General features: G+C 67.6%; 23 protein-coding genes. 12 read left to right on the top strand and 11 right to left on the bottom strand.

From position 1 onward, the window contains the following. Window positions 1-90: 90 nt before the first annotated feature. The 11 genes from ACGLHS_RS06210 (at window position 91) to ACGLHS_RS06160 (ending at window position 14250) form a co-directional block, all read left to right on the top strand. Window positions 91-3573 carry a response regulator gene (locus ACGLHS_RS06210; RefSeq protein ID WP_093239651.1) on the top strand — a complete coding sequence of 1161 codons (3483 nt, stop codon included), beginning with the start codon at window positions 91-93 and terminating at the stop codon, window positions 3571-3573. Next, the gene (locus tag ACGLHS_RS06205; protein ID WP_394477807.1) at window positions 3570-4451 is read left to right on the top strand and encodes a CheR family methyltransferase; all 882 of its coding nucleotides are present in this window, start codon (window positions 3570-3572) and stop codon (window positions 4449-4451) included. The genes ACGLHS_RS06210 and ACGLHS_RS06205 overlap by 4 nt, the downstream gene beginning before the upstream one ends. Further along, a complete protein-coding gene (locus ACGLHS_RS06200) occupies window positions 4448-5053 on the top strand; it encodes a chemotaxis protein CheB (RefSeq protein ID WP_093239649.1) in 606 nt (201 codons plus the stop codon). Before ACGLHS_RS06205 ends, ACGLHS_RS06200 begins: the two co-directional genes overlap by 4 nt. Beyond that, window positions 5043-6248: an ATP-binding protein gene (locus ACGLHS_RS06195; protein WP_394477805.1), complete on the top strand. Its 1206-nt coding sequence runs from the start codon at window positions 5043-5045 to the stop codon at window positions 6246-6248. The genes ACGLHS_RS06200 and ACGLHS_RS06195 overlap by 11 nt, the downstream gene beginning before the upstream one ends. Window positions 6249-6324: 76 nt before the next feature. Continuing rightward, window positions 6325-6687, top strand: coding sequence for a response regulator (locus ACGLHS_RS06190; protein WP_394477803.1), 363 nt, complete (start codon window positions 6325-6327; stop codon window positions 6685-6687). Window positions 6688-6982: 295 nt separating this feature from the next. Continuing rightward, on the top strand, window positions 6983-7534 hold the full coding sequence (locus ACGLHS_RS06185) for a MarR family winged helix-turn-helix transcriptional regulator (protein ID WP_394477800.1): 552 nt from the start codon (window positions 6983-6985) through the stop codon (window positions 7532-7534). Between the two features lie 6 nt (window positions 7535-7540). Then, the gene (locus tag ACGLHS_RS06180) at window positions 7541-9124 is read left to right on the top strand and encodes an ABC transporter substrate-binding protein (RefSeq protein WP_394477798.1); all 1584 of its coding nucleotides are present in this window, start codon (window positions 7541-7543) and stop codon (window positions 9122-9124) included. Between the two features lie 114 nt (window positions 9125-9238). Beyond that, window positions 9239-10180 (top strand): ABC transporter permease, encoded by a 942-nt coding sequence (locus ACGLHS_RS06175; protein ID WP_394477796.1) that lies wholly within the window; start codon window positions 9239-9241, stop codon window positions 10178-10180. 35 nt (window positions 10181-10215) lie between these two features. After that, a complete protein-coding gene (locus ACGLHS_RS06170) occupies window positions 10216-11160 on the top strand; it encodes an ABC transporter permease (RefSeq protein ID WP_394477793.1) in 945 nt (314 codons plus the stop codon). Window positions 11161-11162: 2 nt separating this feature from the next. Further along, window positions 11163-12806, top strand: coding sequence for a dipeptide ABC transporter ATP-binding protein (locus tag ACGLHS_RS06165; protein ID WP_394477791.1), 1644 nt, complete (start codon window positions 11163-11165; stop codon window positions 12804-12806). A 58-nt stretch (window positions 12807-12864) separates the two neighbouring features. Next, window positions 12865-14250, top strand: coding sequence for an amidase (locus ACGLHS_RS06160; RefSeq protein ID WP_394477789.1), 1386 nt, complete (start codon window positions 12865-12867; stop codon window positions 14248-14250). 20 nt (window positions 14251-14270) lie between these two features. Here the strand turns inward: ACGLHS_RS06160 and ACGLHS_RS06155 are convergent, their stop codons facing one another. From ACGLHS_RS06155 to ACGLHS_RS06135, 5 genes are all read right to left on the bottom strand, one after another. Then, a complete protein-coding gene (locus ACGLHS_RS06155) occupies window positions 14271-14603 on the bottom strand; it encodes a hypothetical protein (RefSeq protein WP_394477787.1) in 333 nt (110 codons plus the stop codon). A gap of 5 nt (window positions 14604-14608) precedes the next feature. Further along, window positions 14609-16060: a DUF1501 domain-containing protein gene (locus tag ACGLHS_RS06150; protein WP_394477785.1), complete on the bottom strand. Its 1452-nt coding sequence runs from the start codon at window positions 16058-16060 to the stop codon at window positions 14609-14611. Window positions 16061-16078: 18 nt separating this feature from the next. Further along, the gene (locus tag ACGLHS_RS06145; RefSeq protein ID WP_394477783.1) at window positions 16079-17926 is read right to left on the bottom strand and encodes a DUF1800 family protein; all 1848 of its coding nucleotides are present in this window, start codon (window positions 17924-17926) and stop codon (window positions 16079-16081) included. Window positions 17927-18159: 233 nt separating this feature from the next. Then, entirely contained in the window at window positions 18160-18510 is a 351-nt protein-coding gene (locus tag ACGLHS_RS06140) for a hypothetical protein (RefSeq protein WP_093239627.1), read from the bottom strand. Window positions 18511-18641: 131 nt separating this feature from the next. Continuing rightward, window positions 18642-19589: an adenylate/guanylate cyclase domain-containing protein gene (locus ACGLHS_RS06135; protein ID WP_093239625.1), complete on the bottom strand. Its 948-nt coding sequence runs from the start codon at window positions 19587-19589 to the stop codon at window positions 18642-18644. Between the two features lie 337 nt (window positions 19590-19926). On the opposite strand from ACGLHS_RS06135, the gene ACGLHS_RS06130 reads away from it, so the two are divergent. After that, window positions 19927-20262 carry a hypothetical protein gene (locus ACGLHS_RS06130; protein ID WP_093239624.1) on the top strand — a complete coding sequence of 112 codons (336 nt, stop codon included), beginning with the start codon at window positions 19927-19929 and terminating at the stop codon, window positions 20260-20262. Window positions 20263-20322: 60 nt separating this feature from the next. Here ACGLHS_RS06130 and ACGLHS_RS06125 read toward each other — a convergent pair whose 3' ends face one another. The 6 genes from ACGLHS_RS06125 to ACGLHS_RS06100 are packed head-to-tail and all read right to left on the bottom strand — an operon-like array spanning window position 20323 to window position 24533. Beyond that, window positions 20323-21294, bottom strand: coding sequence for an LD-carboxypeptidase (locus ACGLHS_RS06125; protein WP_394477780.1), 972 nt, complete (start codon window positions 21292-21294; stop codon window positions 20323-20325). Beyond that, window positions 21291-22418: a tRNA adenosine(34) deaminase TadA gene (gene tadA, locus ACGLHS_RS06120; RefSeq protein ID WP_394477778.1), complete on the bottom strand. Its 1128-nt coding sequence runs from the start codon at window positions 22416-22418 to the stop codon at window positions 21291-21293. The genes ACGLHS_RS06125 and tadA overlap by 4 nt, the downstream gene beginning before the upstream one ends. Then, on the bottom strand, window positions 22408-22644 hold the full coding sequence (locus ACGLHS_RS06115) for a hypothetical protein (RefSeq protein WP_394477776.1): 237 nt from the start codon (window positions 22642-22644) through the stop codon (window positions 22408-22410). Before ACGLHS_RS06115 ends, tadA begins: the two co-directional genes overlap by 11 nt. 1 nt (window position 22645) lies before the next feature. After that, window positions 22646-23290, bottom strand: a complete 645-nt coding sequence (locus ACGLHS_RS06110; protein ID WP_394477774.1) for an FMN-binding negative transcriptional regulator — start codon at window positions 23288-23290, stop codon at window positions 22646-22648. Between the two features lie 44 nt (window positions 23291-23334). Further along, on the bottom strand, window positions 23335-24033 hold the full coding sequence (locus ACGLHS_RS06105) for an ankyrin repeat domain-containing protein (RefSeq protein WP_394477772.1): 699 nt from the start codon (window positions 24031-24033) through the stop codon (window positions 23335-23337). Then, the gene (locus tag ACGLHS_RS06100; RefSeq protein WP_093239615.1) at window positions 24033-24533 is read right to left on the bottom strand and encodes a heme-binding protein; all 501 of its coding nucleotides are present in this window, start codon (window positions 24531-24533) and stop codon (window positions 24033-24035) included. Before ACGLHS_RS06100 ends, ACGLHS_RS06105 begins: the two co-directional genes overlap by 1 nt. Between the last annotated feature and the right edge of the window lie 8 nt (window positions 24534-24541).

Below are 24541 nucleotides of genomic sequence, written 5' to 3'. Positions count from 1 at the left end.
CCAGCTGCCGTGCCGTCTCGGGGTGTTTTCCGACAGGGAAAGCATCCTTTTTCGGCAAGACTTGGCGAGTTTTGCTTACATACGCAACCGATGAACACTCCCACCGCGATCGACCCCGACCAATTCGAGCGTCTGCTGAGCCGCAACCTCAAGCTCCCGCTTATCGGGGGCGTCGTCGGCGCCGTGGTCTTCGTCGGGCTGATCCTTTTCCTGCTGAACACCATCGGCTGGGTCGAGCACACCGACCGCGTCACCCGCGCGGCCACCGAGCTGCAGCGCCAGAGCATTGACATGGAAACCGGCATGCGCGGCTTTCTGATCACCGGTGACGAAACCTTCCTGGAGCCCTACCAGATCGCCCTGCCCCGCATCAAGGGCGACACCGCCATCCTGCGCGAGCTGGTGTCCGACAACCGGCAGCAGGTCGAGCGACTCGACCGCATTGCCGCGTTCCAGGAAAGCTGGAACGAGTTCGCGCGCAACCTGATCGCCGGCCGCCGCGCCGGCGAAGACACCCACGCCGCGGTACGCCTGGGCCTGGGCAAGCGGCTGACCGACGAGATGCGCGCCGAATTCGCCGCCTTCATCAGCACCGAGCAGGCGCTGCGCTTCCAGCGCAACAACGACGCCAACCGCATGGCGTGGTGGGTCGTGAGCCTGTTCCTGCTGTTCACGCTGGTGTTGACCGGGCTGGTGGCGTACTTCGGCCGGCGGCAGCTGGTGCGGCTGTCCGACGGCTACGACGTGGTGCTCCAGGAACAGGCGGCGCACACCGACCGCCTGTCGCACGAGGCCTGGCTGCGCGGTGCGCAGACCGAGCTGGTGGGCGAACTGGTCGGCGAACTGAGCGCGCCGGACATGGGCCGCAAGGTCCTTGCCTTCTTCTCGCGGCACCTGGGCACCTCCGTCGGCGCGATGTACGTGCGCGAGCGGCATGGTCCGCTGCGCCGCGCCGCGAGCTACGGCTTCTCGAGCGCGGCCGAAGCAACGCCGCAGGTCTTCTCTCCCACCGAAAGCCTGGTGGGCCAGGCCGCCGCCGAACGCCGCCGCATGCTGGTCGACCCGGTCGATGCCGATTACCTGAAGGTCAACTCGGGCCTGGGCGAGATGGCGCCCAAGGCCGTGCTGCTGCTGCCGGTGGGCAGCGACGGCATGGTCAATGGCGTGGTCGAGCTGGGCCTTGCCGGCCCGCTCGACGAGCGCGGCAGCCAGTTGCTCGACGTGGTGGCCGATGACATCGGCACGTCGCTCGCGGCGGCGCGCTATCGCGAGCAGCTGCAAGACGTGCTCTCCGAAACGCAGCAGCTCAACGAAGAGCTGCAGGTGCAGCAGGAAGAACTGCGCACCGCCAACGAAGAACTCGAAGAACAGTCGCGCGCCCTGCGGGCCTCGCAGGCCATGCTGGAGAACCAGCAGGCCGAGCTGGAGCAGACCAACAGCCAGCTCTCCGAGCGCACCGAGGCGCTGGACCAGCGCAACACCGCCCTGCGTCGCGTGCAGCGCGACCTGGAAGACCGCGCCGACGAGCTGCAGCGCGCCAGCCGCTACAAGTCCGAATTTCTCGCGAACATGTCGCACGAGCTGCGCACGCCGCTCAACAGCGCACTGATCCTGGCCAAGCTGCTGGGCGACAACCCGCAAGGCAACCTGAGCGCCGAGCAGGTGAAGTTCGCGGAGTCGATCTATTCGTCGGGCAACGACCTGCTGGTGCTCATCAACGACATTCTCGACATCTCCAAGGTCGAGGCCGGCAAGCTCGAAGTGGTGCCCGAGGACGTGGCGCTCGACAAGCTCGCGCAGAGCCTGGAAGGCACCTTCCGGCCGCAGGCGATGCAGAAGAACCTGGGCTTCCGGCTGGAGATCCGGCCCGGCGCGCCGGCCTCGCTGGTCACCGACCGGCAGCGGGTCGAGCAGATCCTGAAGAACCTGCTGTCGAACGCGCTCAAGTTCACCGACCGCGGCGAAGTGGCGCTGGTGGTGTCCGCCGCGGCGGACGGCGGCGCGGCCTTCGCGGTGTCCGACTCCGGCATCGGCATCGACCCGCAGCAGCACGAGCTGATCTTCGAGGCCTTCCGCCAGGCCGACGGCACCACCAGCCGCCGCTATGGCGGCACCGGCCTGGGCCTGTCGATCTCGCGCGACCTCACGCAACTGCTGGGCGGCACGCTCGCGGTGCAGAGCCAGCCGGGCCAGGGCAGCACCTTCGTGCTGCAGTTGCCGGCACAGGCACCGCAGGCTTCGGCACGCCAGCAGGCGGCCCTGCCACCGATGCGCAGCGCGCACGCGTATGTCTCGCCCGCCCTTCCGGTGCCGGCCGCGCCGCCGCCCAAGGCGGTGGTGCCGGCGCCGCAGTTCGTCGACGACCGCTCGCTGCCGCGCGATCAGGTGCGCCGCGTGCTGGTGATCGAGGACGAGCCGCAGTTCGCGCACATCCTCTACGACCTGGCGCACGAACTGGGCTACCGCTGCCTGGTGGCGCACGGCGCGGCCGATGGCTTCGAGCTGGCCACGCAGTTCGTGCCCGACGCGATCCTGCTCGACATGCGCCTGCCCGACAGCACCGGCCTCGATGTGCTGCAACGCCTGAAGGATTCGCCGCACACGCGGCACATTCCGATCCACGTGGTCTCGGCCGCCGACAACGCACAGGCCGCGGCCCTGCACATGGGCGCCATCGGTTATGCGCTGAAGCCGGCCACGCGCGACGAACTGATGAAGGTGTTCGGCCGGCTCGAGGAAAAGCTCACGCAGAAGGTCAAGGTCGTGCTGCTGGTGGAAGACGACGCGCTGCAGCGCGAAAGCGTGATGCGGCTGATTGAAGACGACGACATCGAGATCGTCGCGGTCGGCTCGGGCGAAGAGGCGCTGGCGCTGCTGCGCACCCGCATCTTCGACTGCATGGTCACCGACCTGCGGCTGCCCGACATGCAGGGCAGCGAGCTGCTCAAGAAGATGGCGGCCGAAGAGATCGTGTCGTTCCCGCCCGTCATCGTGTACACCGGGCGCAACCTCACGCGCGACGAAGAGACCGAGCTGCAGCGCTATTCGCGCTCGATCATCATCAAGGGCGCGCGCTCGCCCGAGCGCCTGCTCGACGAGGTGACGCTGTTCCTGCACAAGGTCGAGGCGGAACTGTCGAGCGAGCGCCAGGGCATGCTGAAGACGGCGCGCGGGCGCGACCGCATCTTCGAGGGCCGCACCATCCTGCTGGTGGACGACGACGTGCGCAACATCTTCGCCCTGACCAGCGCGCTGGAGCAGCGCGGCGCGGCCGTGGAGATCGGCCGCAACGGCCGCGAGGCGCTCGAGAAGCTCGACCAGGTGAGCGAGATCGACCTCGTGCTGATGGACGTAATGATGCCGGAGATGGACGGCCTCGAAGCCACGCGGCGCCTGCGTGCCGACCCGCGCTTCGAGAAGATGCCCGTGATCGCCATCACCGCCAAGGCCATGAAGGACGACCGCGAGCAGTGCCTTGCCGCCGGTGCCAACGACTACCTTGCCAAGCCGGTGGACCTGGAGCGGCTGTTCTCGCTGCTGCGCGTGTGGATGCCCCGGATGGAACGCCTGTGACCCGCAATCGCCCGCCCCTTGAGCCAGCGGCGCCCGGCGCGGCCATCGCGCCGCTGCATCCGCTGAGCGACACCGAGATCGAGCTGCGCCTGCTGATGGAGGCGATCTACCTCAAGTACAGCTACGACTTTCGCAACTACACGGTGGCCTCGCAGAAGCGGCGCGTGCTGCATGCGCTCGACCAGCTCGGGCTGCCCAGCATTTCGGCGCTGCAGGAGCGCGTGCTGCGCGAGCCGGCGCTGTTCGGGCGGCTGCTGCAGTTCCTGACGATCCCGGTGAGCGAGATGTTTCGCGACCCGTCGTACTTTCTGGCGCTGCGCCAGCACGTGGTGCCGATCCTGCACACCTACCCGTCGGTGAAGGTGTGGGTGGCCGGCTGCAGCACCGGCGAGGAAGTGTTCTCGCTCGCGATCCTGCTGCGCGAGGAAGGCCTGCTCGCGCGCACGCAGATCTATGCGACCGACATCAACCCGGCGTCGCTCGAAAAGGCGCGCCAGGGCATCTTTCCGCTGGCGGCGATTCGCGGCTACACCGTCAACTACCAGCGCGCCGGCGGACGCGGCGAGTTTTCCGACTACTACACCGCCGCCTACGACGCCGCGCGCTTCGACCCTTCGCTGTGCGCCGACGTGATCTTTGCCGACCACAGCCTGGCCACCGACAGCGTGTTCGCCGAAACGCAGCTGGTGTCGTGCCGCAACGTGCTGATCTACTTCAACCGCGAGCTGCAGGACCGGGCGCTCGGGCTGTTCCACGAATCGTTGTCGCACCGCGGCTTTCTGGGCCTGGGTTCGAAGGAAAGCATCGACTTCTCGGGCTACGCGACCCGCTTCGATACGCACGCGCGGGCCGAACGCATCTACCGCAAGCTCGCATGAGAAGGCAGCTTCGCTCCTCCATCCGCAAGCACGTGGACGCCGTGGTGCTCGGTGCTTCGGCCGGTGGCATCGACGCGCTGACCATGCTGCTGCACGAATTGCCCGCCACCTGGCACATCCCGATGGCGGTGGTGCTGCACCTGCCCGAAGAACACGAAAGCCACCTCGCGGAAATCTTCGCGCAGCGGCTGCCGATCCCGGTGCACGAGGCCATCGACAAGATGCCGGTGGCAACGGGCAGCCTGTACTTTGCGCCGCCGGGCTATCACCTGTCGATCGAACGCGAGCGCAGCTTCTCGCTCAGTTGCGAGCCGCCCGTGCTGTTCTCGCGGCCGTCCATCGACGTGCTGATGGCCTCCGCCGCCGACGCCTACGGCCCCGCGCTCGCCGGCTTTCTGCTGACGGGCGCCAACGACGACGGTGCCGAAGGCATGCACCGCATCCATCTGGCCGGCGGGCTCACCGCCGTCCAGGAACCGAAAGAAGCACTGATTTCCACCATGCCCCAAGCCGCCATTGCGCGCCACGCTCCCGACTATGTGCTCCCCTTGCGCGAACTGCGCACCCTGCTTCTCCAACTAGAGGCCGCCCATGAACATTGACATCGAAAGCAAGCTGCTGATCGTCGATGACCTGCCCGAGAACCTGCTGGCGCTGGAGGCACTGATCCGCGCGCCGGGCCGCACGGTGTACCGCGCGCTGTCGGCCGAAGACGCGCTCGCGCTGCTGCTGGAGCATGAATTCGCGCTGGCCATCGTCGACGTGCAGATGCCCGGCATGAACGGCTTCGAGCTGGCCGAGCTGATGCGCGGCACCGAGCGCACGCGGCACATACCGATCATCTTCGTGAGCGCCGCCGGCCGGGAGCTGAACTACGCCTTTCAAGGCTACGAGAGCGGCGCGGTCGACTTCCTGCACAAGCCGCTCGACCCGCACGCGGTGGTCAGCAAGGTGAACGTGTTCGTCGACCTGTACCAGCACCGCAAGGCGCTGCGGCACGAGATGGAATCGCTCGCGGCGGCGCACCGCAAGCAGGAAGAGCTGGTGCAGCAGCTGCAGCACACGCAGCGCGAGCTGGAGCGCGCGGTGCGCATGCGCGACGACTTCATGTCGATGGTGTCGCACGAGCTGCGCACGCCGCTCAACACGCTCTACCTCGAAGCGCAGTTGCGGCAGCTTCACCTGTCCAAGGGCAACCTCGCGATCTTCGCGGCCGACCGGCTGCCCGCGATGATCGAGCGCGACCAGCGGCAGATCCGCAACATGGTGCGCCTGATCGACGACATGCTCGACGTGACGCGCATGCGGCGCGATGCGCTGTCGATCCAGACCCAGCCGGTGGACCTGACGGTGCTGGCGCAAGCCGTGGTCGAGAACCTGCGGCACCAGGCCGACGCGGCGGGCGCGGTCATCACGCTCGAAGCGCCGACCGAACTGCGCGGCGTGTGGGACGAGTTCCGCATCGAGCAGGTGCTGACCAACCTGCTGACCAACGCGCTGCGCTACGGCGGCGGCAAGCCCGTCGCGATGACGGTGCGGCAGGTCGATGGCATGGCGCAAGTGAGCGTGCGCGACCAGGGCATCGGCATAGCGCCGGAAGACCAGGCGCGCATCTTCGAGCAGTTCGAGCGCACCGACGACAGCCGCAAGCACGCGGCCGGCCTGGGCCTCGGGCTCTACATCACGCGCAAGATCGTCGACCTGCATGGCGGGCGCATCGGCGTGGAGAGCACGCCCGGCCAGGGTTCGCGCTTCGTTGTCGACCTGCCGCTGCAACCGGTGGCAAGCGGAACGTAGGCCTGCGCCTACTGCACAGCGGGCCATGGCCCGCGATACTGCCCCTTTTGAGATTCAACCGGAAAGAAGACCCTCTGTGAACGTGCTGATCGTCGACGACAACGAAGCCGCGGCCAACCTGCTGCAGGAACTGCTGATGCTGCAGGACCACACGGCGCGCTGCACCTACACCGCGCGGCAGGCGCTGGATGCGGTGGCCGCCGAACGCTTCGACGCCGCGCTGATCGACCTCACGCTGCCCGACTTCCCCGGCACCGAGGTGGCCCGCCGCCTGCGCGCGAGCACCGGTGACGGCGTGCCTAAGTTGCTGATCGCCATCTCCGGGTTTTCCGCGAAGGACGCGAGCGGGCAATCGGCCGAAGGGCTGTTCGACCATCACCTGCAGAAGCCGATCGACATCGGCGAGCTGGATCGCATCCTGGGGCAGTCGCCGAGCTAGCGATTCGCATCGCCTTGCGATGCCCTGAACGGGCTTGAACGCGCAGCGGCAGCGAGCGACCCAGTCTTCAGAACGCGCCGGTCTTCGGTGCGCGAACCCACATCCTGGTGCACGCATTGCACCGCTCCGGTGATCGTCTCGCCATTCGACGACACCCTCTTCCATCGCCCGACAGAGGGCTTTCCCGAGGGCTGCGCCTCTCGTAGGGGATTTCCCTCGCCGGCTGGCCTGGAGCTTGCGTAGGTCTTCAAGATAGTTGAACATTTCAACTATTGAAGACTTCTCCCATCTGGCCATGCACGCACCGCTTCAACTGAAGACCGACTATCTCAACGTATTGCTCGACGTGGCTTCCGCGCGAACGCGCGACCGCGGGTCGCGCGTGTACGAGATCGAACTCGGCCTGTCGATCCGCGACGTGCGCCTGCTCCGGATGATCGGCGGCGCGCCCGGCATCACCATGGGCCAGCTGGTGCAGACCTGCGGCATCGAAAAGACGCTGGTATCCAAGCTCGTGGGCTCGCTGGTGCAGCGCGAGCTGGTCCAGCGCCAGATCGGCAACGAAGATGCCCGGCAGATCCACCTGTGCCTGACCCCCTCGGGCATCGACCTCGTGCTGCAGGCCGAGCCCATCGGGCAGGAGATGGAAGCGCGCTTTCTCGACTGCCTCAGCGCCAGCGAGATCGACACGCTGCGCCGCATCCTGCACAAGATCATGGACGCGGAAGAACGCTCGCGCGACATCTTCGAGTTTCTGCTGGCCCAGCTGCGGGAAAGCAAGGCTGCGGACACCTCCCCACCCCCTCCTCCTCCCCCACCTCCCTCTGGCACTCCCCGAAAGAAGTAAGGCTTCATGGCAACTCCACTCTCGCTGCGCCGCGCGTTCGCGGTCACCCTGTCGGCACTGGCCCTGACGTTCTCGGCCGCGGCGTCGGCGGACACCGTGCTGCGCACCGTGCCTTCGTCGGACCTGAAGATCCTCGACCCGATCTGGACCACCGCCAACATCACGCGCAACCACGGCTTCATGATCTACGACACCCTTTTCGGCATGGACGAAAAAGGCGCGATCAAGCCGCAGATGGTGGACAAGTACACCGTGAGCCCCGACAACAAGGTCTGGACCTTCACGCTGCGCCCTGGCCTGAAGTTCCACGACGGCGCCCCCGTCACTTCGCAGGACGTGATCGCCTCGCTGGCGCGTTGGGGCAAGCGCGACACGCTCGGCCAGAAGATGTACGAGGCCATGGACAGCATCACCGCGGAAGGCCCCAACACCTTCCGCATGAACTTCAAGCAGCCCTTCGGCGTGGTGCTCGATGCGCTGGGCAAGCCCAACCCGCTCGTGCCTTTCATCATGCCCAAGCGCGTGGCCGACACGCCTGCCGACAAGCAGATCGAAGAGATGATCGGCTCCGGTCCCTTCACGCTCGCCAAGGAAGACTTTCGCCCCGGCGACCGCGTGATCTACCGCAAGAACACCGCCTACGTGCCGCGCAAGGAGGCACCGTCGGGCCTGGCCGGCGGCAAGGTGGTGAACGTGGACCGCGTGGAATGGGTGCTGCTGCGCGACCCGCAGACGCAGGTCAATGCCCTGCTGAACGGCGAAGTCGACATGGTCGAAACCGTGCCCGCATCCGGCTACAGCGACATGCGCACCAACCCGAAGATCGAGCTGGTGGACGTGATGCCCGCGGGCCCCTTCACCGTCATCTACAACCACAAGGTCGCGCCCTTCAACAACCCGAAGGCGTTGAAGGCGGCCATGCTCGCCATCAACCAGGAAGCCATGCTGCGCGCGCAAGCCACCTTCCGCGACTTCTACAAGCCCTGCACCTCGATCTACCTGTGCGGCTCGATGTATGCGAGCGACAAGACGGGCTTCTACACCGGCAAGCCGCAGTTCGAGGAAGCCCGCAAGCTGCTGAAGGAGTCGGGCTACGACGGCAAGCCCGTCGTCATCCTGCTGCCGGGTGACGCGCCGGCGCTGAACAAGCTGCCCGCGATCTACGGGCAGCTGCTCAAGCAGGTGGGCTTCAACGTCGACGTGCAGACCACCGACTGGGCCACGCTCGTGACGCGCCGCACAAAGAAAGACCAGCCCGAGAACGGCGGCTGGAACGCCTTCATCACCTTCTGGGGCGGCGTGGATGCCAGCAGCCCCATCACCTACAGCCCGCTGACCGGCAACGGCGACCAGGGCTACTTCGGCTGGCCCGTCGACCCTGAGCTGGAAAAGCTGAAGACCCGCTTCATCGAGACGGCCGACATCGCGCAGCGCAAGGACATCGCGACGCAAATCCAGCTGCGCGTGCTCGAAGGCGGCGTGATCGCCCCGCTGGGCGAAGGCAAGGCGCCCACGGCGGTGCGCCGCGGCGTGGTGAGCGGGCTGCTGCCGTCGCCTGCCGTCCTGTACTGGAACGTGCGCAAGAAGTAGGCGCAGCCCCTTCTCTCTTTCACCGAGGCGCTTGGCCGGTTGCCCCCGCGGCAACCGGCCGGGGACTTCCTTTGCCCGCGCCGGCTGTTCAACCGCTCGAACGAGACCCCTCACATGCTCAACTTTCTGCTGCGGCGCGGCCTGGCCACGGCGCCCGTGCTCCTGATCGTGGCCGTCATCGTCTTTCTCCTGCTGCGCATGACGCCCGGCGATCCGGCGGCAGCCATCGCGGGCGATGGCGCCACCGTGCAGGACATCGAGCGCATCCGCGCGCAGCTCGGCCTCGATGCGCCGGTGGTCAGCCAGTTCTTCGGATGGCTGGGCCACGTGCTGCGCGGCGACCTGGGCTACTCCTACTTCTACAAGATGAGCGTGACGCAACTGATCGGCCAGCGGCTGGAGCCCACGCTGTCGGTGGCAGCGGTGACCGTGGTGCTCACCGTGCTGATCGCCGTGCCGCTGGGCGTGCTGGCGGCCTCGCGGCGCGGCGGACGGCTCGACCGCTTCATCATGAGCGCGTCGGTTCTCGGCTTCTCCGTGCCGGTGTTCGTCGCGGGCTATCTGATGATCTGGCTGTTCTCGATGCAGCTGGGCTGGCTGCCGTCGCAGGGCTACAACCGCATCGCCGCGGGCGTCGGCCCGTGGCTGCGCAACCTGGTGCTGCCCTGCGTCACGCTGGCCGTGATGTACGCGGCGCTGATCGCGCGCGTCACGCGGGCGGCGGTGTCGGAGGCGCTGACCGAAGACTACGTGCGCACCGCGCGCGCCAAGGGCATCTCGGAGTGGCGCATGCTGATCCGCCATGCGCTCGCCAATGCGGCGGTGCCCATCGCCACCATCATCGGCCTGAGCGTGGCCGGCCTCATCGGCGGCGTGGTGGTCACCGAGACCATCTACGCCATACCGGGCCTGGGCCAGCTCACGGTGGACGCGGTGCTCTCGCGCGACTACCCGCTCATCCAGGGCATCACCCTGTTCTTCTCGCTTGTCTACGTCGTCGTCAACCTGCTCGTGGACCTGAGCTACCTGCTGCTCGACCCACGCATCCGCTACTGACGCGCGCGGCCATCTTTCTTTCGGAGACCTTTTCCATGACTTCGATTTCCCTACCGACGGACACGGCGGACACGGCGGAAACGACAGCGCCCCGCCAGCGCAAGCCTTCCCTGCTGCGCCGCGTCTTCTCGAACGGTGCCGTGCGCACGGGCAGCGCGATCCTGTGCCTCATGGTGCTGCTGGCGGCAGCGGCACCGTGGCTGTACACCATCGACCCCAACGCCATGGACCCGGCCAACTCGCACCTGTCGCCAGGCGCGCATGCCGAGTTCATGACGCTGGCGGGCGACAGCTTCGAGCGCTTCTTCCCGATGGGCACGGACAGCATGGGCCGCGACATCTGGAGCCGCACGGCCTATGGCGCGCGCATCTCGCTGTCGGTCGGCGTGGCGGTGGCTCTGGGCTCCATCGCGCTCGGCATGCTGGTGGGCATGACGGCGGGTTACTTTCGCCGCCTCGACGGCGTGATCATGCGTGTGATGGACGGGATGATGGCGATCCCGGGCATCCTCTTCGCCATCGTGCTGGTCGCGGTCTGGCGGCCCAGCCTGCTGACGGTGATCCTTGCCATCGTCGTGCCCGAAACGCCGCGCGTGGCACGGCTGGTGCGCTCGGTCGTGCTGTCGGTGCGCGAAGAGCCGTATGTCGAGGCGGCCATCGCGCTCGACACGCCGACGTGGAAGCTGATGCTGCGCCACATCCTGCCCAACACGGTGGCACCGCTGATCGTGCAGGGCACCTTCGTCTGCGCGGCCGCGATGCTGACGGAGGCGGTCATGTCCTTTCTCGGCATCGGCCTGCCCTCGGACGTGCCGACCTGGGGAAACATCATGTCCGAGGGCCGCGCTTATTTCACGTCGCATCCTTCGACCGTGCTGCTGCCGGGCGCCTTCCTCGCGCTCACGGTGCTGGCGGTGAACATGCTCGGCGACGGCCTGCGCGACGCGCTCGACCCGAAGTTCAACAAGCGGGGGAGCTGAGCATGGACACCACGCTTTCCAACACACCCGCCGCGGGATCGCCCTGCCTCGTCGTGCGCGACCTGTGCATCGACCTGCCGAAAGGCGCAGACCGGCCGCATGCCGTTCATGCCGTGTCCTTCGACGTGATGCCGGGCCAGGTCGTATGCCTGCTGGGCGAGTCAGGCTCCGGCAAGTCGGTGATCGCGCAAGCCGTGATGGGCCTCCTGCCCGATTCGCTGGTGCCTTCTGGCGGGCGCATCGAGGTTCTTGGCGAAAACATCCTCGCGGCCGATGCCGCGCACCTGCGCACATGGCGCGGCGCCCGCATGGCGATGGTGTTCCAGGAACCGATGACGGCGCTGAACCCCGTGATGCGCTGCGGCGCGCAGGTCGACGAGATACTGGCCGAGCACACGGCGTTCGGCGCCGCCGAACGCCGGCAGAAGGTGCTGGCCATCTTCGCGCGCGTCAAGCTGCCGGAGCCCGAGCGCATCTACGACGCCTACCCGCACCAGCTCTCGGGCGGGCAGCGACAACGCATCGTGATCGCCATTGCGTTGATCCTGCGGCCCGCGCTGCTGATCTGCGACGAACCGACCACCGCGCTGGACGTGACCACGCAGGCCGAGATCCTCTCGCTCATCCGCGAGATGCAGCAAGAGAACGGCACAGCAGTGCTGTTCATCACGCACGACTTCGGCGTGGTCGCGGACATCGCAGACCACGTGGTGGTGCTGCAGCTGGGCCGGCAGGTCGAAAGCGGCCCGAAGGACGATGTGCTGCGCCGGCCGAAGGCGCCCTACACGCGCATGCTGCTCGACGCGGTGCCGCGCCTGGAGCCCGTCTTGCGCCCGCTCGCCGCCGACGCAGCGCCGCTGCTCGATGCGCGCGGCGTGACCAAGACCTACCGCTCCGGCTCCTGGCCCGGCAAGCGCCGCACGGTGCATGCGGCAACCGACGTGTCGCTCAAGCTGCATGCCGGCGAAACCGTGGGCATCGTGGGCGAATCGGGCTCGGGCAAGTCCACCGTGGCCCGCTGCATCGCGCGGCTGATCGAGCCGACTGGCGGCGAGGTCTGGGTGCCTCACATCGACGCACAGCACGCGCCGCGCGCTCGGCTCTCGGCCTTCCGGCGCATGGTGCAGGTGGTGTTCCAGGACCCGAACCGTTCGCTGAATCCGCGCCGCACGGTCGGCCAGTCGATCATCGAAGGGCCGGTCAACTTCGGCATTTCGCCCGAAAAGGCTTGGCAGCGCGCCGAGGAACTGATGGACCTCGTGCGGCTGAAGCCCGAGGTGCTGCACCGCTACCCGAGCGAGTTCTCCGGCGGCCAGCGGCAGCGCCTGTGCATTGCGCGCGCGCTGGCCTGCGAGCCGCAGGTGCTGATTGCCGACGAGGCCGTCTCGGCGCTCGACGTTTCGGTGCAGGACCAGATCCTCAAGCTGCTTGCGGAGATCCAGCAGCGCCTGTCCATCGGCATCTTGTTCATCACGCACGACCTGCGCGTGGCCAGCCAGATCTGCGACCGGCTGATCGTCATGCACAAGGGCCGCATCGTCGAGCAAGGCACCGCGCACGACGTGCTGCTGTCGCCGCAAGAGGCCTACACCCGTTCCCTGTTGGCAGCAGCCCCTGGTCAGGGCTATGCATTCGGACAGGGCTGATGCGCGCGCACCAGCCACCGCTCCGATCAACATCTTCTTCGACCCCAAAAAGACAACCATGGAAACACCCCTGTACGCCCTGAGCGCCGTCCAACTGCTGGCGCGCTATCGCGACCGCACCCTCTCCCCTGTCGACGTGACGCAGTCGGTGCTGGCGCGCATCGAACGCTGGGAGCCGAGCATTCACGCGACCTACGGGCTCGACGCCGAAGCCGCGCTGGCTTCGGCCAAGGCCTCCGAAGCACGATGGAGCCAGGGCGCGCCGCAAGGCGAGCTGGACGGCGTGCCGGTCACGCTCAAGGAAAACATCGCCACGCGCGGCACGCCATCGCCAATCGGCAGCGCCGCCACGGTGCTGTCGCCCGCCGCGGCGGATGCGCCGGCGGCTGCACGCCTGCGTGAAGCGGGCGCGGTGATCGTCACCAAGACCACGATGCCGGACTTCGGCTTCCTGGGCGCGGCACCGTCGAGCTTTCATGCGCTCACGCGCAACCCGTGGGACCTGAGCAGGAACACCGGCGGCTCCAGCTCCGGTGCGGGCGCTGCCGCCGCCGCCGGTTACGGCCCGCTGCACCTGGGCACCGACATCGGTGGCTCGGTGCGCATTCCCGCCAACTTCTGCGGCGTGTTCGGCCTCAAGCCCAGCCAGGGACGCATTCCGGTCGATCCGCCGGCGGCCGCCCGCGTGATCGGCCCGATGACACGCACCGTTGCCGACGCGGCGCTCTTGATGAAGGTGGTTTCGCGGCCCGACCCTCGCGACTACATGAGCCTGCCGACCCAAGACATCGCATGGGAGAACCTGCGCCGCGACGTGCGGGGCCTGCACATCGGCCTGTGGACCGACACCATGGGCGGCTGGCCGATCGACCCCGAAGTGAAAGACGCCGTGCTGGCGGCGGCACGCGTCTTCGAGCAGGCCGGCGCCATCGTGGAGCCGCTGTCCGACTGGACCACGCTGGACATGCGCATGGGCATGGCGCATTTCTTCACCATGCGTTGCCGCGTCGACCTGGCGGCCATGCCGATCGAGCGCGCCAAGCTGGCGGCCGACTACATCCATGCCGCCGGCGAATACGCGGGCTCGCTCACGCCCGAAGACACCTTCCGCGCCTTCACGCGCATGCAGGCGCTGCGCGCGGCCACTGTGGCCGCCACGCAGCCGTACGACTACGTGCTGTCGCCCGTGTCGCCGGTGCTGCCGTTCGCTGCGGAGGCCATCAACAGCGGCCCCGAGAACCCGCTGAAGGACTCGCACTTCACCTCGGTGTTCAACCAGTCGGAGCAACCCGCCGCATCGATCAATTGCGGCCATGCCCGAAGCGGCCTGCCCATCGGCCTGCAGATTGCCGGCCGCCGGTTCGACGACCTGGGCGTGCTGCAGATGGCCGCGTTCTACGAGTCCGTGCGCCCGGCACAGGCGCCGTGGCCAGAGCCTGTTTGAAGTGACGTGAAGCGAGCCGGCTAGCGCATCGCCTTGTAGCGGTAGACGCGAAAGCCGTCTCTCTGCACGAAGCTGATGGGCTCCCAGCCGCGCGCCAGCGCGCTGTCGGTGATCTGCGCCATCTGCAGGCCGAGGTAGTCCTGCAGGCTGTCGGCCACCGCCAGCTCGAACTTGCGCAGGTCGCGGTCCAGCGCCTCGATCGCCGCGACGGCGGCCTCCACGTCGCCGAAGGGGCGCACCTGTGTCGCCGGGCTGGTGCTGCTGCTGCGCGCCAGGCTGTGCGGCGCCGCGGGCTCCGCGCTGAAGTTGACGCTGGCGCCGCCGTCCATGCCATTGAGGCCGCCGATGCTCATCGATGTCATTTCATGAACCCGATGTCGCGCGGATAGACGATGCCGCTGGGCGCCGTCATGCCGAAGTTCTTGAGGTTCGGCAGGATGCCGTTGAGCCGCTCGTCGGACACGCCGAACCAGCGCGCGAGCGTGCCCGCGTACTGGTCGACCGAGGTGGTCGGCAGCAGGCGGCCCTGCCCCACGTGCCATTGGTCGTCGTCGGCGCTGGTGTTGGTCACGCTCACCGGTGGCGGCGTGCCATAGAACGCCTTGCCCTTCACCGCGCCGCCCACCACGAAGTGATGGCTGCCCCAGCCATGGTCGGCCCCGTTGCCGTTGCTCGACAGCGTGCGGCCGAAGTCCGAAGCCGTGAAGGCCGTGACCTTGTCGGCGATCTTGAAGTCTTCCATCTGCCGCTGGAACGCAGCCATGGCCTCTGACAGCGCGGCCATGAGCACCGGCTGCCGGGTGTCGATGTCGTCGTGCAGGTCGAAGCCGCCCATCGAGACGAAGAACACCTGCCGCTTCAAACCCAGCGCGGTGCGCCCGCGGATCAGGCGCGCGACCATCTTGAGCTGGCTGGCCAGATAGTTGCCGGTGGGGAAGTTGGCCGCGAGGTCGTCCGACTGGATGGCGTCGGTGATCTTGCCTTCAGCATCGACCGCGCGCTTGGTGACCTTGTTGTATTCGTTCTCCAGCGTATGGCTGCGCGGCTGCTGTGCCAGCTGCTGCAGGGCCGCCTTGACCGTGGCCGAGTTGTAGATGTTGCCCGTGGCCCCGCTCACGCCCTTGATGCGCACGGCGCCCCCCGTGCCGACCTGGTATTGCAGCGCCTCGTCGCCCGACAGGAACACGGTGTTGCCCGACACCGAGATGCAGGTGAAGAGCGACGACGCCGTCGGGTTCTGCTCCAGCGCGATGTCGCCGATGTTGCCGCCCCAGCCGATGACGGAGCCTTCGGGCGACGACGATTGCCAGATCGACTGCTGGTCGTTGTGCGAGAACAGCTTGGGCGGGATCGGAAAATCTTTCCGGTTCGGGCCGTTGAACTGCGCGCGCGTGAGCGGCTTGATGAGCGGGCCGACGTTGAGCTGCACCGCCATCTTGCCTTCGTCGAAGAGCGTGGCCAGCTTCGCCATCTTCGAGTCCAGGGCGTACTGGCGGCCGCCCGCGAGCGGCAGCGTGGGCCTCAGCTCGGTGAGCTTGTCCTGCGCCAGGGCGATGCTGCCGCGGATGGTGCTGTACTTCGCGTAGCTCGCGGTGTCGTAGTTGACGACGGTGTTGGCGTAGTCGTTGCCGCCGAACAGGAAGACGCAGACCAGCGCCTTGTAGTCGTCGCTCGGCGCGGCCTGCGCGGCGGCTTCGCCCATGGCGGCGAGGTTGATCGCAAAGGGCAGCGCCGTGCCGGCCATGGCGAGCTGGCCCGTGCGGCGCAGGAAGGCGCGGCGCGAATGGCCGGCGGGGTCGATGAGGTACATGTGCGAAGGGCTCCGCGTTTATTTCTGGACGAGGTATTCGGGCGAGCCCATCACCTGCAGCACCGCCGCGCAGATGCGGTCGAGCCGGGCGGCGTCGCTGCTCGATGCATTGAGGCCGGGCGTGGCGAGCGCGTTGGCGATGAGCGTCACCGTGGCGGCCGACAGCTGGTTGCCGGTCAGCAGCAGGTTGAGGCGCCGCACCAGCGCCACGGGGTCGAGCACGAGCGCCTTCTCGGCGGCGTAGCTCGCCACCACGTCCTTGCTGTCGAAGCCGTTCTGCAGCATGCCCTGCATGAAGTTGAGGTAGCCGCCCACGCTGGTTTCGGTGACCAGTTGGAACTCGGGCGCCACCATCTTGTTGCTGGCGATGGCGGTCGACGGCGGCACGTAGCCGGGGCGGAAGAAGTTGAACACCGAGGGCGAACGCAGCGGGCTCTGGCCGAGGCTCAAGCTAGGGTCAGAGGTGTTGCCGATCTTCCAGGTGTCGTTGGCCGACGCGATGCCGAAGGTACGGCCCCATTGCACGAAGCGCAGCATCGGCTCGCGCAGGCGGCCGAAGTTCGGGTCGAAAAGGCCCGCTGGCGAGCGCGCCTCGTCGTCGATCAGCACTGCGGTGAACACGCTCTTCATGTCGCCGCGCACGCCCGCGCCGTTGTTGGCGAAGATGTCCGCCACGCGCTTGACGTAGGCCGGGCTGGGGTTGCTGGTGACCAGCCGCTGGATCAGTTGCCGCCCGATGAAGGGGCCGGTGTTCGGGTGGTTGAAGAGCGTGTCGAGCGCGATCTTCAGCGCCGCCGGGCCGGGCGTGTTGGCGGGCACCGTGACGCCGAGAAAGCGCGCCTCGCGCATCGAATGGCGCGCGGGGTCGAACTTCATCGGGCGCGTGGTCCATTCGTTGGACTCGATCGAGCCGCCGCCCGGCGGCTTGTAGGCGCCGTACTCGTTGGCCCGGATGTCGAGGTCGTAGCCGGTGAAGACGCGCGCCAGGTTCGACACGTCGTCCTGCACGTAGGTCTCGATCGGCTGGCCGTCGGCACCGGTCTTCGGCGTGCCGTCGGAGTTGAGCTGGTACAGGCCGATGGACATGAGCTGCATGACCTCGCGCGCGTAGTTCTCGTCGGGCTGCCGGCCGTTCGCGTCTTCCTTTCGGTTGTCGCGGGTGTTGAGGTAGAAGCCCATCGCCGGGTTCAGCGTGACGTCTTCCAGCAGCTGGCGAAAGTTCCCGGTGACGCCGGCCACGAGCATGTCCCAGTACTGCGCCATCATGATCACCGGCCAGCTCGAGCCGATCTCGGTGGCCGAGACCACGAAGATCTCGCTCAGCGCAAGGGCCAGGCGCTTGCGCAGCGGATCGGCCGAGGTCATGAGCTGGCGCCAGATCATGGCGTCGACCTCGGTGGGGATGCCGGTGCGGGGGCTCATCCACGCCCAGGCGGTCGGCGCGCGCGGTGCGCCGAACTGCGCGCCGAGCCAGGGCAGGTAGCCCTTGGCGCGCACGTCGGCGATATCGCTGTCCGAGGCTGAGAACTGGGCCTGCAGCAGGAAGCGCGCGGCCTCCTCGTCGTTCTTGGCTTGCAGGTAGTGGTACGGGCCGGTGTCGGGCACCGCATCAGGGGGTGCGGGCGGGTTATCGCCGGCGGCCGGTGGCGGGAAGGGAAAGGCACCGATGCCGCCCCCACCGCCCCCGCCTCCTCCACCGCATGCGGCCAGCACTGCGGCGAGGGAAAACGCCGCCCCAGCCTTCAAGGGCCGGGATGCATCCGGCGTTGTGCGGGCAGCCGTTGCCGCATCTCCCATCGGCACATCGACACGCGCCGCCTCGTCGGCTGCCACGCATGCGCAGCCGGCTTCGATCTGTTCCACCATGTTCCTCGCTCCTGCGGCGCTCCAACGCCGGTCGGGCGATTCAAGGCAAGTGGCATGCCCTGCGGAAATCGCAGAGGGGGTTAGCCCAAAGCAAGGGGATCAGATCTACAAATGTGACTTAATGTGACTTTTTGGTCACTTCCTGAAACAAAAATGGCATGCCAGAAAACTGGCGATGCTTCAGCAAGCCTTCAGCAGGCGGGCGGCCCGGGCGGACCCAGGCGCCATGTCACTCAGTCGCGCTCGTCGTACCAGTCGTCGTTCGGCGGACGATAGGGATAGCCGGGGCCGTAGTAGATGCGTCCCGGCGGCGGTGTGTAGATCGGCGCCGGTCGGTAGTACACCGGTGGCGGCGGCCGGTAATACACCGGCGGCGGGTCGTAGTAGACCGGGGCCGGGTACGTGTACACCGGCGGCGGCGCGTAGTACGGCGCCGGGTAGGCACCGATGGCAAGGCCGGGCGTGCCGATCTGCACCGACCAGCTTCCGCGCGCACTGGCCGCGCCGGCGGCCAGCAAGGCGCCAGCGGCCATTGCACCGATGGCGACCCATTTGAAAACAGAAGAATGATTTTTGAAGTTCACAACGGCTCCAGGGCCAAGGGCGGACAGCGCCCAGGTGGATACGCAACGCCCGATGTATGCATGCGGTGCACCCGCGACGCGCCCGGGTGGTTGCCAAACGTCACCGGTGGCGGGCGGTGCGAAGAGGCGTGTCAGCCCGCGATCTCTCGGCGCGACAGCATCACGTCGCCGCTGGTGGTGCTGAAGGCGATGGTCGGCGCGCTGAAGTCGCTCAGCGGCGCGCCGAGGCCGATCTCGCCACGGCCATGCAGCACGCATTCTTCGCGCCGCAATGCGATCTCGGTGCTCGGACCGCCATTGCCGTGGAAGCGGACCCAGGTGCCATAGGTGCTGACGTCGATCAGCACGCAACTGCCCTGCCGCACTTCGATGCGCGCATGCAGCCGCGAGACGCGGGGGTCGTTGACCACGAACTGCGCATCGTCGACGCGCCCGAGGTGGATCGGCAGTTCTTCGGTACGGAACATCGAGCGAACGTCGAGCCACGCCAGCTCGATCTGCCCGAATGAGGAGTCGGGCATCCTCAAGGGCGCGAGCGCGGCCGGCACTGTCAGGAAAGAGGTCACGTCTTCCTGCCAGTCGATGCGGTGCACCACCGACATTTCGCTGCGGCCGCGGATGTTGATGAGGCCAAGGTCGCGATGCTGCACCCCACCTTCGCGCAGCTGCGAGATCACGGCATCGGTCACCCAGATCTGGCCCGGCCCGGCCAGGTCGCTCAGGCGCGAGGCGAGATTGACGGCGTCGCCGTAGCAGTCGCCCTCCACTTCCACCACTTCGCCGCTCGCCACGCCGATCTGCAATGCCATGCGAAGGGGGGCGGGCCAGACGAGCAGGCGCTTCTGGTGATAGCGCTGCAATTCGATGACCGCGTGTGTAGCGGCGGCCCCGCTCGAAAAGATCGCGAACACACCGTCCCCCAGTGACTTGACCACCCGGCCCCCGTGCGCCTGGCAGACGCCACCGATCCATTGAGTAAGTCGCGTGACCGTTTCGGTAGCCCGTGCATTCCCCATGGCCTCGAAGACCCTGGTACTCCCCGTCAAGTCCGCGAATACGACTGTGGAATTGACACCCATACTGTTGTGATTCTCTCTTGCGATCTCTGGTTGATTATGGTCAAGGCTCCTCACATTTCTCTGCAAGCGGTTTCCTCGGCATTCGGCCAGACATACAAGGAACGCTCCGCATCACTCCCTTGTTGACCATATGTATACGCTCGTAACAGCCCGGTGGATGCCCTGGGGGCATCGATCACATGTAGTACTTTGGGAAACAAATCACAAATATCGGTGAAAACGTGAAGTAAAGCGTGTTGTTTTACAAACAAGAAACACTGTTTCTGATCTTGTGCAACGGTGAACTGAGGCTTAAGGTAGCGGCCGTCCCTGCTTCCGGCAATACGCTTTTTGTCACATGCCCTTCCGCCGCATTCTTCGTCTGCTGAACCTGCCCGGCTTCGGTTCCCGCCAGGTGGCAGAGAGCCAGCTGGGACGCATCCGGACAGCCATGCTTTCGGCGCTCCAGGGCCGCAGCGGTCACTCGGTCCAGCGTGTCAGCCAGCGCGTGCGCTTCGCGGTGGACATGGAAGCGCTCTGGTATCTGCGCCAAGACGTGATGATCGCGCTCAGCGACATCGACGGTGAATCGGCCGCCCGGCGCCAGATGAAAGCCATCAACAGCATGTTCAAGGGCGGTCTGCCCGGCTCGATGGGGCCGCGCGCTCACCAGCGCTTCACCAACAACGGCTGAAGCCGTCCGGCGGCCCGCCCGTGGCCGCCCTCGTTTTCGTGGCGGCCCCGCGCTCTTTTTTCAATGAGCGTGATGGTGATGGTCGTGGTGCGCGTGATCGTCGTGCGAATGGTCATGCCGATGTCCCCACACCAGGAACACGTCGCGCCCTTCGGCCGCCATCGACACCTTTGCGCCCACGGGCAGCAGCACCTTGGTCGGCACGTGCCCGAACGGCAGGCCGGCCAGCACCGGCACCTTGAGCGTGGCGCGCAGGCGGTCGATCACGGTGTTCAGCCCGAACCCGCGGTCGTAGCCCGGCACCTTGCGAATGCCGGTGAACTGGCCGAACACGATGGCACGTTGGCGCGCGAGCACGCCGGCCAGCTTCAGCTGGTCGAGCATGCGCTCGATGCGGTACGGATGCTCGTTGGTGTCTTCGATGAACAGCACGCCCTTGTCGATGGCCGGAAAGTACGGCGTGCCGAGCAGGCTGGTCAGCACGCACAGGTTGCCGCCCCACAGCACCGCGTCTTGCACGGGCTTGAGCTTCAGCTCGGCATCGCGTGCCGGCATGCGCCAGCCGGTGCCTTCGCCCTGCCCGCTCAGCAGGTCATCGAAGCAGGCTTCCATGATGTCGTCGGAGCCGTCCTCGGCGCCGAAGTCTTCGCCGACCGCGGGGCCCGACCAGGTGACGGCACCCGTCTTGGCAAGCAGCGCGTTCTGCAGCGCGGTGAAGTCGCTGCAGCCGACGAATTCGGTGCCCTTGTCGATCGCCTTGGCCACGGCCTTGTACGGAATCGCATCGAGGATGCGCGTGAGGCCGTAGCCACCGCGCGCGATGAGCGCCACGTCGGCGCCGCTGGCGGCTGCGCGCGAAATGGCGGCGAGCCGCGTGGCGTCGTCGCCCGCAAAGCGCTGGTGCACCGAGAGTGCCGCGTCGTCGACTTCGACTTCATGACCGAGTGCCTCGAGCCGCTTCACGCCACGCCGGAAGGCGGCTTTGTCGCGGATGGCACTGGAGGGAGAGTAGATGTAGATGTGTTTGCTCACGAGGTCGAGTATCCCATTGCGTTGCGCGCCTGCAGGGCCAGCGCGCGGGCCTGAACCGGTGTCGGGCCCGAAGAAGAAGCGATGGGGCCGAGCGCGCGCAGCGCGGCTTCATAACCCCGATCGGGAAAGGGTGCGCGCCATGCGTCCTTGATGCGCTCGCCGCCTTCCGGCGCCACGAGCGTCGCCGCGAAACGCGCACCCGCCGCGGCCCGCAGCAGCGACGCAAGCGCGGTGGCCGCCGCGCTGTGCACCAGCACCATCGGCCCCGGCTGCACGCGGTCGAGCCATTCGAGCAGCACGTCGCGATGCCATTCGAGCGTATGCGTCGCCTCGCGCTTGGGCTTGTCGCTCTTGCCGAAACCGATCAGGTCGGGCACCAGCGTACGCAGTCCGGGCGCGCCGACGAGGTGCCGGAAGAAGTAGCCCCACTCACCCGGGCCATGCAGGCACAGGCAGCAGGCGAGCGGATCGCCCTCGCCACTTTCGTCCACGTACTGCAGGCGCCAGCCTTGCAGGCCCGGCAGGTCGTGCACGTGATGCGGTGCGAAGGCGTAATCGCCCAGCGCGGCAAAGCGCTCTGCCGGCGTGCGCAGCGCGTCGTCGCGCAAGGGCTCGGCCTGTTCGCGCGCGATGCTGCGGCGCTGCTGGAAGAAGGCTTGCAGCACGCCGGCACATTCCTCTGCCAGCACCCCGCCCTGCACCTGCGTGCGATGGTTCAGGCGCGGCTCGGCAAAGAGATCGAGCACCGAGCCGGCCGCGCCGGTCTTCGGGTCGGTCGCGCCGAACACCACGCGCGCCAGGCGCGAATGCAGCATGGCGCCCGCACACATGGCGCAGGGCTCCAGCGTGACGAACAGTTCGCAGCCGTCCAGGCGGTAATTGCCGAGCGCGGTGGCACCGGCACGCAGCGCGTTGATCTCCGCGTGCGCGCTCGGGTCGTGCTGCGCCACGGGCGTGTTTCGCCCGGTGGCGATGAGCTGGCCGTCCTTGACCAGCACCGCGCCGACCGGCACCTCGCCCGCTTCGGCCGCAAGGCGCGCCTCGGCCAGCGCCAGCGCCATCCAATGCGCGTCGTCGTTTGTGTTGTTGTTCGGTTGCGAGGGCAATGCGTTCTCAGTTGTCATCCGGCAGCTTGCGGGCCTGCGCGGCCGCGTCGAGCGCTTGCTTGACCTGTTGCTGAACCTGCTGCGCCTGGTCGCGCACCGTGGCCGGCGCCTCGCCAGCCGCTGGCGCCGCAACACCGGGCACCGTGGGCAATGCCGCCGAAACACCGCTCCCCATCTGCTTCTTCGCGATCAACCCGACAATCAGCAACGCCAGCACGAGGCCGATCAACCCCAGCGCGCGCATTTCAGCGGGCCTCCGTCGCGGGCGCTTCAGCGTTCATGCCGAGGCGGTCCATCCACACGGCCAGCGCTTTTTCGTCCGGCGTGCCCGCGCTGTAGACCGCGTGCATCGCGGCATGCGATTCGCGGCGGTGCTGGTTGAGCTTGACCTTGCATTGCAGCGCCGTCACGCGCAGCTCGAAGCCGACGATGCCGGCCAGCATCTTGAGCTGGAACTCCTCGCCCAGGTCGCGCCACTGCTGCGCGTAGGCGGGCTCGTGATCGCCGATGAGCTTCTTGAGCAGGGCGTCCTTGGCGGCCGGCTCCTCGACCAGCCGGGCCTCGACGGTGCAATGGACCGCCAGGTAGTTCCAGGTCGGCACGCGCGCCAGATCGGGATAGACCGACGGCGACAGGTACGAATGCGGCCCAAGAAAAGTCGCGACCGCCTTCGGCCGCGCCTGCAGATAGCGCCAGTGCGGGTTGGGCTTGGCGCAATGGCCCCACAGGACCAGCTCGTCGCCCTCTCGCGGCTCGGCCACCAGCGGCAGGTGGGTGACGTACGGCAGGCCGTCGTCGTCGTTCGAGATCAGGCTCGCGAACGGGTGCGAGCGGATCAACTCCAGCGCGATGGCCGGGTCCTTGGCATTGAACTGCGGGGGCATGTACATGGGACGGGTTCCTCGTGGCGAGGCCCGATTGTCCCCGAGCCGCGCTACTTTGCGTGCGCGGCCTCCAGTTGCCTGACCATGGCCGTGTAGCCGCGCGCCTTGGCAAGTTGCAGCGGCGTGTTGCCCTGCCGGTCGGCCAGCTTCAGGTTGGCCCCGGCATCGATCAGCGCGGCCAGCGTGCGCTGGTGGCGCGGTCCGCCGTCGCCGAGCACGATGGATTCGATGGTTGCGGTCCAGTGCAGGTTGTTGACGTGGTCGAGCGGCGCGCCGGCCGCGATCAGGCGGCGCACCACTTCGTCGTGGCCCAGGTGCGCTGCGGCGATCAACGCCGTGCCGTCGTAGCGGCTCGTGGTCTGCCCGGCCTTGGCACCGAGCGACAACAGCAACGAAAGCGTGGCCACGTCGTCAGCCACGGCCGCGATGGTCACCGCGTCGTAGCGGTCGTCTTCGAGCAGGTCGAGGTTGGCGCCGGCCTTGGCCAGCAACTTCACTGCGTCGCGTTGCCGCGCATAGGTGGCGACATGCAAGGGCGTGCGGCCGCGCGGGTCGCGCGCATCGAGGCTGGCGCCCGAGGCAATCAGCGCCTTCAGCTTGGGCAGGTCGCCATGCCAGGCCGCCCGGTGCAGCCCGTCGTAGGCCAGCACCTCGGCCGCCAGCGGCGGCACCTGTGCGGACACGCCGGCCGATGCGCCCAACCCGAGCGCCACCGCCAACACCGCCGTCCAGGCACCGCGCGCCGTCATCAGAGCTGGCCCTTGACCTTGTCGATGGCCGCGTTGGCGCACTGCTCGTCGAGGTTGCCGCCCGGCGCACCGCCCACGCCCACGGCGCCGATCACTTCGTTGCCCGACTTCACCGGCACGCCGCCGCCCAGCAGCAGGAAGCCCGGCAGGTACACGAGGTTCGCGGCGCCCGGGTTCTTCTGTGCGCCTTCCATCATGGCTTGCGTCGGGCTCTTGGCCGAGGCCGAAGTCCAGGCCTTGCGCTCGCTCGATGCCAGCGTGTGCGGGCCCGCGTTGTCGGCGCGCTGCACGGCACGCACGGTGCCGGCGCGGTCGACCACGGTGGCCGCCACGTTGTAGCCGTTGGCTGCACAGGCGGCCACGGCTTCGGCCGCGATCTGGTTGGCCAGTGCGAGCGAGATGTTCTTTTCGGTGCGAACGGCCGGCGCGGGCGACTGGGCCTGGGCGGCGGATGCGGCGAGCAGAACGGCGAGGCCGCCGAGGCGAAGGATCGAATGCATTGTTTGGT

It is taken from the genome of Variovorax sp. VaC1 (genome assembly GCF_043658315.1).
Lineage (GTDB): Bacteria > Pseudomonadota > Gammaproteobacteria > Burkholderiales > Burkholderiaceae_C > Variovorax.
Note: the sequence above shows the minus strand (reverse complement) of the source record. Positions and strands in the feature narration are given on the sequence as shown.

Coding starts and splice junctions, on each gene's coding strand:
- ACGLHS_RS06170 (WP_394477793.1), top strand. CDS start 10,216: ATGACTTCGATTTCCCTACCGACGGACACGGCGGACACGGCGGAAACG.
- ACGLHS_RS06130 (WP_093239624.1), top strand. CDS start 19,927: ATGCCCTTCCGCCGCATTCTTCGTCTGCTGAACCTGCCCGGCTTCGGT.
- ACGLHS_RS06100 (WP_093239615.1), bottom strand. CDS start 24,533: ATGCATTCGATCCTTCGCCTCGGCGGCCTCGCCGTTCTGCTCGCCGCA.
- ACGLHS_RS06115 (WP_394477776.1), bottom strand. CDS start 22,644: ATGCGCGCGCTGGGGTTGATCGGCCTCGTGCTGGCGTTGCTGATTGTC.
- ACGLHS_RS06200 (WP_093239649.1), top strand. CDS start 4,448: ATGAGAAGGCAGCTTCGCTCCTCCATCCGCAAGCACGTGGACGCCGTG.
- ACGLHS_RS06185 (WP_394477800.1), top strand. CDS start 6,983: ATGCACGCACCGCTTCAACTGAAGACCGACTATCTCAACGTATTGCTC.
- ACGLHS_RS06105 (WP_394477772.1), bottom strand. CDS start 24,033: ATGACGGCGCGCGGTGCCTGGACGGCGGTGTTGGCGGTGGCGCTCGGG.
- ACGLHS_RS06210 (WP_093239651.1), top strand. CDS start 91: ATGAACACTCCCACCGCGATCGACCCCGACCAATTCGAGCGTCTGCTG.
- ACGLHS_RS06110 (WP_394477774.1), bottom strand. CDS start 23,290: ATGTACATGCCCCCGCAGTTCAATGCCAAGGACCCGGCCATCGCGCTG.
- ACGLHS_RS06160 (WP_394477789.1), top strand. CDS start 12,865: ATGGAAACACCCCTGTACGCCCTGAGCGCCGTCCAACTGCTGGCGCGC.
- ACGLHS_RS06180 (WP_394477798.1), top strand. CDS start 7,541: ATGGCAACTCCACTCTCGCTGCGCCGCGCGTTCGCGGTCACCCTGTCG.
- ACGLHS_RS06165 (WP_394477791.1), top strand. CDS start 11,163: ATGGACACCACGCTTTCCAACACACCCGCCGCGGGATCGCCCTGCCTC.
- ACGLHS_RS06175 (WP_394477796.1), top strand. CDS start 9,239: ATGCTCAACTTTCTGCTGCGGCGCGGCCTGGCCACGGCGCCCGTGCTC.
- tadA (WP_394477778.1), bottom strand. CDS start 22,418: ATGACAACTGAGAACGCATTGCCCTCGCAACCGAACAACAACACAAAC.
- ACGLHS_RS06195 (WP_394477805.1), top strand. CDS start 5,043: ATGAACATTGACATCGAAAGCAAGCTGCTGATCGTCGATGACCTGCCC.
- ACGLHS_RS06155 (WP_394477787.1), bottom strand. CDS start 14,603: ATGAGCATCGGCGGCCTCAATGGCATGGACGGCGGCGCCAGCGTCAAC.
- ACGLHS_RS06150 (WP_394477785.1), bottom strand. CDS start 16,060: ATGTACCTCATCGACCCCGCCGGCCATTCGCGCCGCGCCTTCCTGCGC.
- ACGLHS_RS06135 (WP_093239625.1), bottom strand. CDS start 19,589: ATGGGTGTCAATTCCACAGTCGTATTCGCGGACTTGACGGGGAGTACC.
- ACGLHS_RS06145 (WP_394477783.1), bottom strand. CDS start 17,926: ATGGTGGAACAGATCGAAGCCGGCTGCGCATGCGTGGCAGCCGACGAG.